Source organism: Priestia sp. TRM10, from assembly GCF_057808375.1.
Window position 1 is genome coordinate 395,911 of sequence record NZ_JBJZOT010000015.1, and the last position, 13,836, is coordinate 409,746.

Annotated in this window: 13 protein-coding genes; 7 read left to right on the top strand and 6 right to left on the bottom strand. The window is 35.3% G+C overall.

The window, feature by feature from the left end:
- Window positions 1–44: 44 nt before the first annotated feature.
- On the top strand, window positions 45–671 hold the full coding sequence (locus ACK3CR_RS18790) for an RraA family protein (protein ID WP_328122639.1): 627 nt from the start codon (window positions 45–47) through the stop codon (window positions 669–671).
- A 650-nt stretch (window positions 672–1,321) separates the two neighbouring features.
- Window positions 1,322–2,308 (top strand): GMP reductase, encoded by a 987-nt coding sequence (gene guaC, locus ACK3CR_RS18795; protein ID WP_019392130.1) that lies wholly within the window; start codon window positions 1,322–1,324, stop codon window positions 2,306–2,308.
- Between the two features lie 141 nt (window positions 2,309–2,449).
- Here guaC and pfkA read toward each other — a convergent pair whose 3' ends face one another.
- The 3 genes from pfkA to rpiB all read right to left on the bottom strand — a co-directional run bounded on the left by pfkA (window position 2,450) and on the right by rpiB (window position 5,012).
- Window positions 2,450–3,415 carry a 6-phosphofructokinase gene (gene pfkA / locus ACK3CR_RS18800; protein WP_243518783.1) on the bottom strand — a complete coding sequence of 322 codons (966 nt, stop codon included), beginning with the start codon at window positions 3,413–3,415 and terminating at the stop codon, window positions 2,450–2,452.
- Window positions 3,416–3,442: 27 nt separating this feature from the next.
- On the bottom strand, window positions 3,443–4,417 hold the full coding sequence (gene glpX / locus ACK3CR_RS18805) for a class II fructose-bisphosphatase (RefSeq protein ID WP_276517256.1): 975 nt from the start codon (window positions 4,415–4,417) through the stop codon (window positions 3,443–3,445).
- A gap of 130 nt (window positions 4,418–4,547) precedes the next feature.
- Complete coding sequence (gene rpiB / locus ACK3CR_RS18810; protein ID WP_480380388.1) at window positions 4,548–5,012, bottom strand: ribose 5-phosphate isomerase B; 465 nt, start codon at window positions 5,010–5,012, stop codon at window positions 4,548–4,550.
- A gap of 423 nt (window positions 5,013–5,435) precedes the next feature.
- On the opposite strand from rpiB, the gene pdxA reads away from it, so the two are divergent.
- The 4 genes from pdxA (at window position 5,436) to ACK3CR_RS18830 (ending at window position 10,111) form a co-directional block, all read left to right on the top strand.
- A complete protein-coding gene (pdxA, locus tag ACK3CR_RS18815; protein ID WP_243518775.1) occupies window positions 5,436–6,458 on the top strand; it encodes a 4-hydroxythreonine-4-phosphate dehydrogenase PdxA in 1,023 nt (340 codons plus the stop codon).
- A 171-nt stretch (window positions 6,459–6,629) separates the two neighbouring features.
- Window positions 6,630–7,991 carry a four-carbon acid sugar kinase family protein gene (locus tag ACK3CR_RS18820; RefSeq protein WP_488975930.1) on the top strand — a complete coding sequence of 454 codons (1,362 nt, stop codon included), beginning with the start codon at window positions 6,630–6,632 and terminating at the stop codon, window positions 7,989–7,991.
- Between the two features lie 96 nt (window positions 7,992–8,087).
- Window positions 8,088–9,074 (top strand): 2-keto-3-deoxygluconate permease, encoded by a 987-nt coding sequence (locus tag ACK3CR_RS18825; protein WP_124049161.1) that lies wholly within the window; start codon window positions 8,088–8,090, stop codon window positions 9,072–9,074.
- Between the two features lie 80 nt (window positions 9,075–9,154).
- Entirely contained in the window at window positions 9,155–10,111 is a 957-nt protein-coding gene (locus ACK3CR_RS18830) for an aldo/keto reductase (protein ID WP_488975931.1), read from the top strand.
- Window positions 10,112–10,219: 108 nt separating this feature from the next.
- Here the strand turns inward: ACK3CR_RS18830 and ACK3CR_RS18835 are convergent, their stop codons facing one another.
- Window positions 10,220–11,005, bottom strand: a complete 786-nt coding sequence (locus ACK3CR_RS18835; protein WP_488975932.1) for a triose-phosphate isomerase — start codon at window positions 11,003–11,005, stop codon at window positions 10,220–10,222.
- A 209-nt stretch (window positions 11,006–11,214) separates the two neighbouring features.
- Here ACK3CR_RS18835 and ACK3CR_RS18840 point away from each other — a divergent pair, with 209 nt between their 5' ends.
- Window positions 11,215–11,988 (top strand): DeoR/GlpR family DNA-binding transcription regulator, encoded by a 774-nt coding sequence (locus ACK3CR_RS18840; protein WP_243518767.1) that lies wholly within the window; start codon window positions 11,215–11,217, stop codon window positions 11,986–11,988.
- A gap of 67 nt (window positions 11,989–12,055) precedes the next feature.
- On the opposite strand, the gene ACK3CR_RS18845 is transcribed toward ACK3CR_RS18840, so the two are convergent.
- Window positions 12,056–12,721, bottom strand: coding sequence for a hypothetical protein (locus ACK3CR_RS18845; RefSeq protein ID WP_488975933.1), 666 nt, complete (start codon window positions 12,719–12,721; stop codon window positions 12,056–12,058).
- 71 nt (window positions 12,722–12,792) lie between these two features.
- Complete coding sequence (locus tag ACK3CR_RS18850) at window positions 12,793–13,797, bottom strand: ADP-ribosylglycohydrolase family protein (RefSeq protein WP_488975934.1); 1,005 nt, start codon at window positions 13,795–13,797, stop codon at window positions 12,793–12,795.
- Window positions 13,798–13,836: the final 39 nt, after the last annotated feature.

The following is a 13,836-nucleotide window of genomic DNA, read 5'->3' on the forward strand; positions in this document are numbered from 1 at the left end:
CGCCGCTTTTTTGATTTCTACTAAACTGTACAGGGGGAAAAGGGATGGACTACATTATCAATCAGTTTAAGGAAGTACCAACAACATGTATATCAGATGCAATGGACGGTTTAAATAACTTGGACTCAGCTATTAAACCATTAAAAGAAGAGTACAAATTTGCCGGACGAGCCCTAACCGTTAAGATGCCTGTTGGAGATAACCTTGCCGTCTTAAAGGCCATACGTCAAGCAAAGGAAGGCGACGTTATTATTATAGATACAAAAGGAAACAGCTACCGTGGAATTGCAGGAGATTTTGTTGTCGGAATGATGCAAACGCTTGGGGTTAGTGCACTTGTTGTAGACGGTGCTGTTCGAGATGTTGTTGGAATTAAAGAACTGAATTTCCCTGTTTTCTGTAAAAGTACAGCTGTTGCGGCAAGCGGAAAAGCAGGCGTAGGTGAATTGAACGTGCCGATTTCTTGCGGAGGTGTTTCGATCAGTCAAGGTGACATTCTTGTTGGTGATGCAGACGGCGTTGTAGTTGTTCCCCAAAGTCAGGCGGAAACAGTGTTAAAAAAAGCGCTTCAAAAGCTGCGGAAAGATGAAGAAAGAGAACAAAAAATTTCTGGAAATCCTGAAGCTATTAAAGAATACTTAGATAATATGATTAATAAAACAGCAAAATAACAGCGCAAAAACCTAGCTTGCAGGTAAGCTAGGTTTTTTATTTCTCTTATGTACAAGATTATCCAAGAGATGAAGCTTATTGAAAAACCTTTTGGTCACCTTTCGAACAAAACATTAGAAAATAACTTCTTCTCACAACATCCTCTATCCTTTTTCTTATAAGGCTCATGCACTTCAATGCTCCATTATTTACGCATCACTCTTATAATATATGCCTTATATTCGAAATAGGGAGGTTCGTCTTCCCCCTTCTTTCCATAGGTCTATTCCTTTCACTATTCCAAACTGATTCTTCTATCTTAAATTTATCTGAATAAGTTCAATTCTTAACGAAGATGCTAAAAAAGAAAAAAACAAAAAGTACTTTAATGTACATCCCGTCTACAAACTTTATTTTAGTTAATCTTCAAAAATCCGAACAATACGCCTTTTCCCTCTTAATTATAGAAATAATTAAATGAGGAAAAGAAAAGAAAAATATAGCGCTTACTTTCCTACTTTTTATGTTTAAATCTCTACAAAAACTATTATTTCCTCTCAAAAAATAAAAACATTATAAAAGTTTGACAACTAACTCAAAATGAAGTATATTTTTAACGAACGTTGAAAGTTAATTTAAATATAAATATTCGTATTTAGAGGTGTAACTAATGGAAAACGTGTTTGACTATGAAGATATTCAGTTAATTCCAGCTAAGTCTGTAGTAAATAGCCGTTCTGAGTGTGATACAACGGTCGAGTTTGGCGGTCGTACGTTCAAACTTCCTGTAGTTCCTGCAAACATGCAAACAATTATCGATGAAAAAATCTCTGTTTACTTAGCAGAAAACGGTTACTTTTATGTAATGCACCGTTTCCAACCAGAAAAGCGACTTTCATTTGTAAAAGACATGAAAGAACGTGGACTATTCGCATCTATTAGCGTTGGTGTTAAAGAAGAAGAGTACACATTTGTGCAACAGCTTGCAGATGAAGGTCTTGCACCAGAATATATTACAATTGATATTGCCCACGGTCATTCAAATGCCGTGATTAAAATGATTGGACATATTAAAAACCTTTTACCAACTACATTCGTTATTGCCGGAAACGTTGGAACGCCTGAAGCAGTACGTGAATTAGAGCGTGCTGGCGCAGACGCAACTAAAGTTGGAATCGGTCCAGGAAAAGTATGTATTACAAAAATTAAAACAGGCTTTGGAACAGGAGGATGGCAGCTAGCTGCTCTTCGCTGGTGTGCAAAAGCCGCAAGCAAACCAATTATTGCTGATGGCGGAATCCGTACGCACGGTGATATCGCAAAATCTGTTCGCTTTGGTGCTGCTATGGTTATGATTGGTTCTCTATTTGCTGGTCATGAAGAGTCTCCTGGAGAGTCTGTTGTACGAGAAGATGGCAAGCTCTACAAAGAATACTTTGGCTCAGCTTCAGAATTCCAAAAAGGTGAAAAGAAAAATGTTGAAGGAAAGAAAATGTACGTAGAGCATAAAGGTGCTCTTCAAGATACGTTAACAGAAATGGAACAAGATCTTCAGTCTTCTATTTCTTATGCTGGTGGCAATAAGTTAGAAGCTATCCGTAACGTTGATTATGTAATCGTGAAAAATTCGATTTTTAATGGAGATAAAACGTATTAATGAATAGAAAAGCCCAAGACTTTGTGTCTTGGGCTTCTCTTATTCCACTCTGCTGAATGCATAAATAAACCTCGAAAGCATCTAGCAATCGAGATTTATTTTTTATTTACCATTATATAGTTTTTAATAACTTAATAATTTCTATATAGATAGACTTCTTGCTAAATGATAAATCTCTAGATTAATAACATGCTGATCTTCCATTAATTCTTCCAAAGGTCTATAGATTAATTGACCATTTTGCACTCCTACCATTACTCCCTTTTCATCTTCGTTGAGTAAATCTACAGCCTTTGCCCCCATTTGACTACTTATCATTCGATCATAAGCGCTAGGAGCTCCACCACGTTGAAGGTGTCCAAGTATGGTCACTTTCGTATCAAATCCAGTCTTTTCTTGAATCATTTTTCCCATCTCTGTTCCTATCCCTTTTCTTACTCCTTCGGCAACAACAATAATACTATGGGTCTTTCCGCGTTTATAACCATGTTTGATTCTAGCAATAATATCTTCTATATCATATTCTGCTTCTGGAATAATCAGGGATTCTGCCCCTACACCTATCCCTGTCCATAGAGCAATATCACCTGCATGACGCCCCATCACTTCAATAACATATGTGCGATCATGCGAAGAGGCAGTATTCCGAATTTTATCGATAGCTTCCACTGCTGTATTGACAGCTGTATCAAATCCAATTGTATAATCGGTACCTGGAACATCGTTGTCAATGGTTCCTGGAATACAGACTGTAGGATATCCTTGAATACTTAACATCTCAGCACCTTTAATGGCCCCGTTTCCTCCAATTACAATAAGACCTTCAATTCCTACTTCTTTCAATTGTCTTAATGCTTTTTTTTGGACTTCAACGGTCTGAAAGTTTTCACAGTAATCATTTTGTAGGATTGTACCTCCTCTATGAATAATATCCCCTACACTGCCAAGATCCATAGAAATCAAATCACCCTCAACTAGTCCTCTAAAACCATTTCGTACACCATAAACTTCGAGCCCACTAAAAATCCCTCTACGAACGACAGCTCGGATAGCCGCATTCATTCCTGGAGCATCACTGCCACTAGTTAATACAGCAATTTTCTTCATCTTGTTCCCTCTCTATCATCTCTATTATTAATAACATGCTTCTACAAACTGAAACTTTTTAGAATTTGCCCCTGTTGTTAAAAATGAATGTGTTAAAATTGCACCATTTTCTTTTTGTTGAGTTCCTTTAAGTAACATGCCATCTGTAATACCTGTAGCAACAAAGAAACAACGCTCAGATCTTACAATATCGTCCAACTTTAAAACTCCTTTAGGGTTTTTTAACCCCATTTTTATGCAACGCTCCTCTTCTTCCTTATTTTTCGGTATCAGTTTACCTTGAAAATCTCCTCCAAGGCACTTTAAAGCAACAGCTGAAATAACCCCTTCTGGAGCACCACCTGTTCCAACAAAAATGTCTACATCCAGTGCATCAATTGCTGTTGCGATAGCACAAGTAATATCCACATCAGAAAATAGGCGTACTTTCGCCCCTACTTCAAATACCTGCTTTATCAAGTAATCATGACGAGGCCGATCTTGTATCATAACGGTTAGTTCGTTCACAGCTTTCCCTAGCGCTTTTGCTACCGCTGTCATATTTTCTACTAAAGAACAATTAATATCTATACATCCCTTCGCTTTTGGACCAACTGCAATTTTCTCCATATACATATCTGGCGCATGAAGGAGTGTTCCCTTTTCAGACACAGCGATAACAGCTAAAGAGTTATCTTGCCATTTTGATACAAGTGTTGTTCCCTCCACTGGGTCAACGGCAATATCTACATGCGGCCCTGTACCAGTTCCTAACTTTTCGCCAATATATAGCATAGGGGCTTCATCCATTTCCCCTTCACCAATTACAATAACAGCATTCATATCAATTAAATTCATTTGTTTCCTCATGGCCTCTGTACCTGCACTATCTGCTTCATTCTTCTTACCTTTTCCAATCCATGGATGAACAGCAACTGCTGCTTTTTGCACAACAGATAGAAACTCACCTGCTAATAATTGAACGGATGTGTTATGATCTATCTTTACATTAACCAGGATAATCTACCTCCTCATTTCAGTAAAAGTAAGTTCAATTTCTGATTAAATAGGATCTCATATATTTTAAAAAAACCATCCATCCGCTAAAAATACTTGATCTTTGCGAAGAATGGATGGAATTTATGTCTTCTTATTATACTTGGATATGGTTTAAAAACTCTTGCTCTTTATCATTAATCTGTTGAACTTTTCTAGCTGAATTTCCACCATCAAAGCTTGATTCTAAATACACTTTCACAACTTGTTTTGCCAGTTCTATTCCAATTACTTTTGCTCCCATTGTGAGAATTTGGGCATTATTACTTTTTTGAGCTCGTTCTGCCGAATATGTATCATGACAAAGTGCTGCCCGAATACCAGGCACTTTACCTGCAGCAATTGCAACCCCAATTCCAGTTCCACAAACTAAAATACCTCTTTCAATTGTATTTTTATTAATATCTTCGGCAACTTCAAAGGCAACTTTCGGATAATCCACTTCTGTACAAGAATCTCCACACCCATAATCTACAACCTCATGTCCTAATTCTTGAATATAATCACTTAAGCTCTTCTTCATTTCAAATGCATTATGATCTGCTCCAATTCCAATTTTCATAATTAACACTCCTCATAGTTTAATAATTTATCTAATTATATATTTTCATTTGTTTTCGTTTTTGTCAATACATTCAATAAAATAAAAATAAACGAAAATCATATATTTACTAAAAAATAATTGCATTGGTTTTTAAACTGCATTAAAACTTCATATACTATAGATAGAGGGTTAATAAAGTGCTGACAAACTAAAAAAACTATTATACATAGCTTGTATAGCTCATTATATATAATCAATCACTTTCGTTATTTGTTGTTTTTTATCGAATACAAAAGTAATTGACAAATAACGAAAACAGACGTAAAATAAATTTAGATAGAATTTGAAAGCGCTATAGAATGTCTTTTATTTTTCTCTATATTTCTCTCAAGTTATTTAAAGTTTTAAATTAATCTAATAAATTTAGAAGGAGCGAGTATCATGTCAAACTTATCATTACCTATTGTAGCTATTACGATTGGAGATCCTGCTGGAATTGGTCCAGAAATTACTCTCGATACCATTATAGAAGAAAGAGTTTATCAAGAGTGTAAGCCTTTTCTTATCGGATCTATCGATATTGTCAAAAGAGCAATGAAAGTGAAAAAGTGTAATTTTGAGATAAACAAAATTAATCACCCTTCTGAAGGTAAATTTCAATATGGAATTATTGATGTGTTGGAAACTGGCAGCTATGACTGTGAAAGTATTGAGTATGGGAAAGTACAAAAATTAGCGGGACAAATGTCATATGATTATGTTTTAAAATCAATAGAGTTAGGGCTTAACAAGGAAATTGATGTAGTTGCTACTGCACCAATACATAAAGAGGCGATCAAACTTGCAAATTGTCCTCAACCTGGTCACACTGAAATCTACGGTGAACTAACACACTCAGATTATGCATTAACAATGTTTAATTGTCGTAATTTAAAAGTTTTCTTTGTTAGCCGCCATAAAGCTCTTAAAGAAGCTTGCGATTATGCTACAAAAGAAAGAGTGTTAGACTCTGTTCATCAAATTAATAAAGAACTTGTAGGCATTGGTCTTAAAAATCCTAAAATCGCTGTTGCAGCCTTAAATCCTCATGCCTCTGACAACGGTTTATTTGGAACTGAGGAAGCTGATCATTTAATTCCTGCTGTGCAAACCGCTCAAGAACAAGGAATCAATGCAGTTGGCCCAGTACCTGCCGACTCTGTTTTCCATTTAGGTTTACAAGGACGATATGATGCTATTCTATCTCTATATCACGATCAAGGACATATTGCTTGTAAGACCCTAGATTTTGAGCGTTCTATTACAATTACATGGGGTCTGCCATTTATGAGAAGTTCTGTTGATCATGGAACAGCCTTTGATATTGCAGGAAAAGGAATTGCTGGCTCTGTAAGTATGCTTGAAGCAACTCTTGTTGCAGTAGATTATTGGAAAATGAAACAAAAGAATTTAGCTTATAAATAAATATAATTTCCCGTTGATTGATATAGGAACAAGAATTTCTATATCAATCAACGTTGTAACATAATTATCCATTCTAACACCTTTATGAAAACGTTATCTAACTATGAATGCTTACCTTTTATAAGCATTTTCTCGTTAAACCTAAATTTTCAATAAGTTGGAGGGTACAAAATGGGCAAAATAGGTATAGTGGCAGATGATTTAACAGGGGCCACTACAGTTGGTGTTTTATTAGCTAAATCAGGTATCTCGACCGCGGCTTTCTTTGATGAAAAATCACTCGAGGAAAGAACGAACTATCAAGCAATGGTTCTTAGCAGCGACAGTAGACATTTAAAAAAAGAAGACGCACAGAATAGGGTTAAATTAGCTGTACGTGCATTAAAAAATCATGGTGCTGTTTACTTTTCAAAAAGAATTGATACAACGATGAGGGGTGGAATTGGATTTGAAGTTGATGCAATGCTTGAAGAATTAGATTCTGATACAATAGCCATTATGGTTCCAACAATGCCCCAATCAAACCGAATTCTAGTAGGTGGCTATTCCTTGATTGATGGAGTTGCTTTATCTAAAACCCCTGTAGCAAATGATGTAAGAACCCCTGTTACAGAGACGCATGTACCAAGCCTTATGGCACAGCAAACAAAACAAAAAATAGGTATTATTCCATTAGGAGATGTACTCTTAGGAAAAGAACAATTAAAACAAACGCTAGTCGAAAAGCGAGAGAACAATGCAAGAGTAATTATTATAGATGCCGTGACACTTGAGGATGTAGAAACAATTGCAGAAGCTGTAACTGAGTTAAAGTGGAATGTTTTAGCTATTGATCCTGGTCCATTTTCAGAAAAGCTAGCTATATTAAAAGGTTATGGTTCCCATAACGAACAAATCATAGATAACTATACTATTGAACAAGAGATAAAAGGAACCGTTCTAGCTGTTGCTGGTAGTGCCTCCCCCGTTACTAAAACTCAATTGAAAGCGCTATCTTCAGAGAGTGGTACTTATCAGATATCTGTTGATGCGGAGTTACTCATTGATAAGAGAAATCACGCATTTTTAGAAATACACCGCTCAACAAAGAAGGCTATTGCTGCTTTAGAATCGCAAACTTCTAGAGTTATATTGTTAGAAAGTGCCTTAAACGGGAATGTCCTTAATTTACAAGAGAAGGAAGCATATTATGGATTACAACCAGGAGATGCTGCTCGCAATATTAATACAGGACTAGGAGAAATCGTTAAAAACCTACTAAATAATAGAATAGACGATATTAAAGGTATTTATTTGACTGGCGGGGATACTATGGTAAGCGTTCTTCGTCTGCTAGGTGCACAAGGAATTGAATTAATTGATTATGTAATCCCACAGGCTGATTTAGGAAGAATCATTGGCGGAAAATATGACGGACTTATTGTTGTTGGCAAAGGTGGATTAACAGGTAAGGAAAATACAGCAATCTCTATTATAAGAAGAATCTTTGAAGAATCCTTAAAATCCAGTGCAAAAACGACCTTAAACCATTAACAAATATGTAAGGCAGCATAGTAACTTATGATTTAAGCTATTCGTTTCTCAAGTTAAAAGATAGAGTTAGTAGTTCCTATAAAAAGGTGTGATAATATGAATATTTTAAATAAAATGCAAAAGGTCCCTGGAGGATTAATTATTATTCCCTTATTGGCCGCGATTTTAATTAATACATTTATCCCTAGTGTTATGTCAGTTGGTGGTCCTACAACGGCCTTATTTAAAGAAGGATCATCAGCAATGATGGGGATATTCTTACTGATTTGTGGATCTTCTATTAATATAAAACAAGCAGGTTTACCTCTCTATAAAGGTTCTGTGTTACTTGGCTTAAAATTTATTGTTGGTGCGGGTATAGGCTGGGCTGTTGGTCTTATGTTTGGTCCTGAAGGAATCTTAGGATTATCGACACTTGTACTTATTAGTGCACTAACTAGCTCTAATAGTTCACTATATATTGCACTTTGTTCAGACTATGGGGATTCAAGTGATGCCGGAGCCATTTCTGTTCTATGTATTAAAGATGGGCCATTTGTAAGCATGGTTGCCTTGGGCGCTACTGGACTTGCTAGTATTCCTTTTGAATCATTAATTGCCATGATTATTCCCCTTCTAATAGGTGTCGTTTGGGGAAATCTTGATAAACAGTTTCGTGATCTTTGTGCGAAAGCACAGCCACTTATTATTATTATTATGTCTTTTGCTATCGGAGCTAACTCTAATATCAATACTATTTTCACGGCTGGTATTACAGGTATTTTACTTGGTTTAATTGCATTTCTTACAGGTTTTCTTTTTTACTTCCTATACAATCTGTTCTTAAAAAAGAAAACCGCTCTCGGAGCTGCCCTTGGCACAGTAGCTGCAAGTTCAGCTTTAACTCCTGCTATTATAGCTGAAGCTGACCCTTCTCTACAACGTTTTGTAGATGCTGCTACCGCCCAGCTTGCTACAGCAAGTATTATTACAATGTTACTTTGCCCACTACTTATTGCATTCTTAGATAAAAGGCTTAAAAAGAAAAGAAATATTAAAGAAGCTAAAATATCAGATATTTCTGATAATAGCAGTACAGCTTGATAGAGAATACAAAAAATTGTTGATTGATTGAGTCCTCTCTTTCAACCAACAATTTTCATTTTTAAGGAGTAGATGTCATTATGATTAAAACATTGCTAAGTGAAAACAAAAAAATAGACGTTCTTCCTATTGGATTAGGAGCAAATGCTATTGGTGGATATAATATCTTCAATAATATAGAGGATGATAAAGGAAAAAAAACACTCCATCATGCTTTGGAAAGAGGAATCAATTTTATTGATACAGCTTTTCGTTATGGGAATGGACACTCAGAGGAACTAATTGGGGAAGTTTTAAAAGAACATAACCGCGAACAAGTTGTAATAGCAACCAAAGGAGCTCATCGACTTACATCAAATGGAATTATTATGGATGGTTCCCCAGCTTATCTGAGAGAAACGCTCGAAAACAGCTTGCGACGTCTAAAAACAGATTATATTGATTTATTTTATCTTCATTATCCGGATAAAACCATCCCTATTTCAGAATCAATTGGGGCTCTAGAGACATTTCGTCAAGAGGGGAAAATTCGTTATATTGGAGTTTCTAACGTTACACTAGCTCAATTAAAAGAGGCAAACCAAAATCATTCTATTAATGCTCTTCAATATCGTTATTCACTAATTGAACGAGATGCTGAAGATCAATTACTACCTTACTGTATCAAACACAATATCTCTTTTATCCCTTACGGACCTTTATCATATGGTTTATTAGGTGGGAAATATACACCTGATACCGTATTTCAAGGAAATGACTGGCGTACACGACTTGATGTCTTAAAAGGAAAACAATTTATCGATAATCTTCAACGTGTGGAACAACTGAAAATAATCGCAAATAAGAAAAACACCTCGACAGCTGCTTTATCTCTCGCATGGCTCTTATCCCAGCGAGGAATTGATATTGTAATTCCAGGCGCAAAGTCTCCGGAACAAGTAAGTGATCATTTGCTCGCTCTGGACATTTCACTTACAAATCAGGATCTAGATGAGATTGATGCTATTTTTAACGATCTTATCTACAGCAAGAAGTGATAAAGTAAGCAGAGCAAATCTAATCTACGCTTTTTTCTATAATGTTAAAACAAAACCGATGTAATTGAACGTGTAAAGTGCTCAATTACATCGGTTTCTTTTTTCCTTTTATTTAGCTACTTTGCTATTTTGAATGAATCTTTCAATATCATCTAGTATTGGTTCAAATTTTTGTAGATCCCAAGCAGAACGTCCAATAAATAAGCCATTTACATTTTCACCTTGTAAATAATCTATTGCGTTTTTTCTATTTACACTTCCACCAAATAAGATAGGTACATTATTTCCTACATGCCCAAACATTTCTACAAGTACGTTACGAATGTGATTATGCATCTGATGAACATATTCTGACGTAGCTTCGACCCCTCCTTCACCAATTGCCCAGACTGGCTCATAAGCAATCATCACATCCTCTACTTGTTCTTGAGATACCCCTTTTAAACATACCTTCAATTGTATGGAGAGAGATTCTCTACTAATACCAAACTCTTTTTGTTCTATGTGTTCTCCAATGCAAACTAATGGGGTAATGTTATGTTTTAAAGAAGCTTGAATTTTCTTATTTAAGTCTTGATCATTTTCATTATAAAATTGACGTCTTTCAGAGTGACCTAGTTCAACTAAATCTACTCCTATTTCTTTTAACATAGTAGGAGAAACTTCACCTGTAAAGGCTCCCTCATCCTCCCAATGCATATTTTGTGCTCCTAATAAAATATTAGAGTCTATTTCTCTTTTTAGAGGAAATAATGATGTATACGAAGGAATAATAAAAAGCTGCATACTCAGGTCTTTGTTTTTCGCTATTTTCTGCAACTCTCTAAAGTAAACTTGTCCTTCTTCAATCGTTTTATGCATTTTCCAGTTAGTACCAACATATACCTTATCCATTTTGATATCCGCTCCCTAATAGTTTCATCCCTAACTTCATTCTTTATTATATCATCTTTTTATCTTTTGTTATCGTTTTCTTTGTTTTTTATGGTAATATTAATAATAAAGAAAATAAACGAAAAAAATAATTATCTTCTCTTGTCATTTTTAAAAACGAATAAAAATGGAAAAGGTAATCTAATTTTAAAAAATAGGTGGGAAATATTATGTATGCGGATGAACGTAGAAATAAAATCTTGGAAATTGTTATAGAAAAAGAAACAGTATCTGTAAATGAATTAACAGAACTTCTTAACTTTTCCGCAGCCACAGTTCGTTCTGATTTAAGCCAATTAGAGAAACAAGGGCTCTTAAACCGAACCCATGGTGGCGCCATGATTAAAGAAAAAGGTATAGATGTAGTAGATAAAAAATATGAAGTACGTGAAAAGAAATATCGTACTGAGAAACAGAGAATTGCTTCATATGCGATTAAACATATAGAAGAAGGTCAATGTATTCTTTTAGACGCAAGTTCTACCTGTTTCGAGCTTGCAACACTGTTAAGGGATTCTACAATGAGATTAACTGTTGTAACAAGCGGTTTATCAACAGCATCATTGCTTAAAGAAAACCCATACTTAACAGTCATTGTAATCGGTGGGATTGTCCGAAGCTCTTCTAATTCTGTTGAAGGCCTACTAGGATGTGAGCTCTTAAGAAAGATTAATATTGATATCCTTTTTACTTCTGCATATGCTTTCAATACAAAAGACGGACTTACTGATTTTAGCTTATATGAAGTAGAATTAAAACGAGAAATGGTTGCTGTTACGAATAAAACAATTGCTTTACTTGATCATAGTAAAATCAACAAAAACTCTATTGCTACTTTTGCTCATACACGTGAAGTGGATGTATTAATTACGGATCAAGAAGTTTCTGACGAGATAAATGAATATTTTACTTCCCACGGGAAAATTATAGAAATTGCGAATTAACTAGCCTTATCCTCTATAGAAAGCGCCGTTTAATATAATCCTTTATATTAAACGGCGCTTTTACAATCTATACATGAGGACAATTTAACGCTTCTCTTATATGGCTTTCGAGCAGGTTTAGAGGAGTATTAATACAAATGCCTGTCTTCTCCCCCACATGTTGAGCTAGTGGAGCCATAGAAAGCTGTGCAACAGAGAGCGATATATCTCTTCCCTCGTTTAGAAGGTTTTCTAATCGTTCCTCTACTATTCTTTTATATTTCTCTTTCTCTCCTTTCATAACAAACTCGAAGGCCCCTTCTATTAAGATTGGTGTAATATTAATCTTCTTCTGATACCGGTCAGCGAACATATCTAATTGGTTCATTGTCCCTTTAACTGTTTCAGGATTCGTAAAAACTAGTGTTTGAGGCGTCTCTTTCTCACAAATTTTATGGAATAGAGGAGCATCAATTTTTATAATAGGAATACAAATCCCCAATTTCTCTTCATTAAGATATGCTGTAAAAAACGTGCACGTAATTAAAATTCCATCAACTCCTGTGCTAGCTATCCAATTTAGTGTATCCCCTATTTTCTTTTGTATATCACTAACAGTAAAACTTTGATCATTCTTACGAGTATCAAGACCTGGATCTACAAAATGTAGAAGTTCAATATCCATATTGCGTAATGATGCCTCAATATGTTCAATATTTGAGTGATGAGCATGGAAACAGGCTAGTTTTTTCATTTGTAGTGCTCCTTTAGCTAGCTATGTAGTATTTTTGAACAGGGTGCTTTACTAAATCAATACAACTATCATCAATACTTTCCTTTTCTTATATATTGTTCTACTCTAGCGGCACAGAAATCTTTGATTAACTTATCAACTTTGTCTTTTCTCACTATTTTTTCTAACCAATCTTTAGGAATACCTTCCATCTTATAATACATTCCTGCTAAAGCCCCTGTTATCGCCCCTACTGTATCTGAGTCATCTCCCAAATTAACGGCTTTTAAAACAGCTTCTTTAAAAGAAGAAGTCGTCCCTAAACACCATATAGCTGCTTCTAGAGTATGTACTACATAACCACCTGACAAAATTTCTTCTTCTGGAGTGTTAAAGAAATTATCTTTAAATATTCTTTCATAGTGCTGAAGTTCTTTTTGATAGGAATGATCTTCATTAAAAATATGATTAAAAAGAAGCTGTATATTTTGAATTGCTTTTTCAAGGGAGTCATTCAGAGACATTCTAACTAACAGTTCTACATAAATAAAAGAACCTACAATAGCTCGTGGATGCGCATGTGTTATTTCCGTATATTGTTTAATGATTTTAACATGTTTATCAAAGTCAAAATCATCATCTAAGGTGAAGGCTAATGGAGCTATCCTCATAATTGCTCCATTTCCATTATCATATTCAGATGTTCCGCCACACTGTGCTAACGGTGTTCCTTCCTTAAAACGTCTAATTGCTTTTACGGTAGCGATTCCTATATCAAACATCTTTCCATGAGGAGTAAGGTAGCCATTCTCTTCATATTGTACGAACTTCTTCATCAAACCTAGCGGACTACCATTTTCCGTTAAGTTTTCGACTAAACATAAAGTCATTGACGTATCATCCGACCATGTACCAGGTGGCTGATTATATGTTCCATATCCCGTGACATCATCAATATGAAAAGTACCTCTTTTTTTGAACTCTACAGGTACTCCTAACATATCTCCAATAATGCCTCCGTAAAGAGTTGGGCATGCTCGCCATTTTATATTTAAAGCTAAATGTGACTTATCATCATCTTCCCATCGATCTAACATTCTTCTTCCTTCCATTTATCTCACCTTCTCCTTTATGTT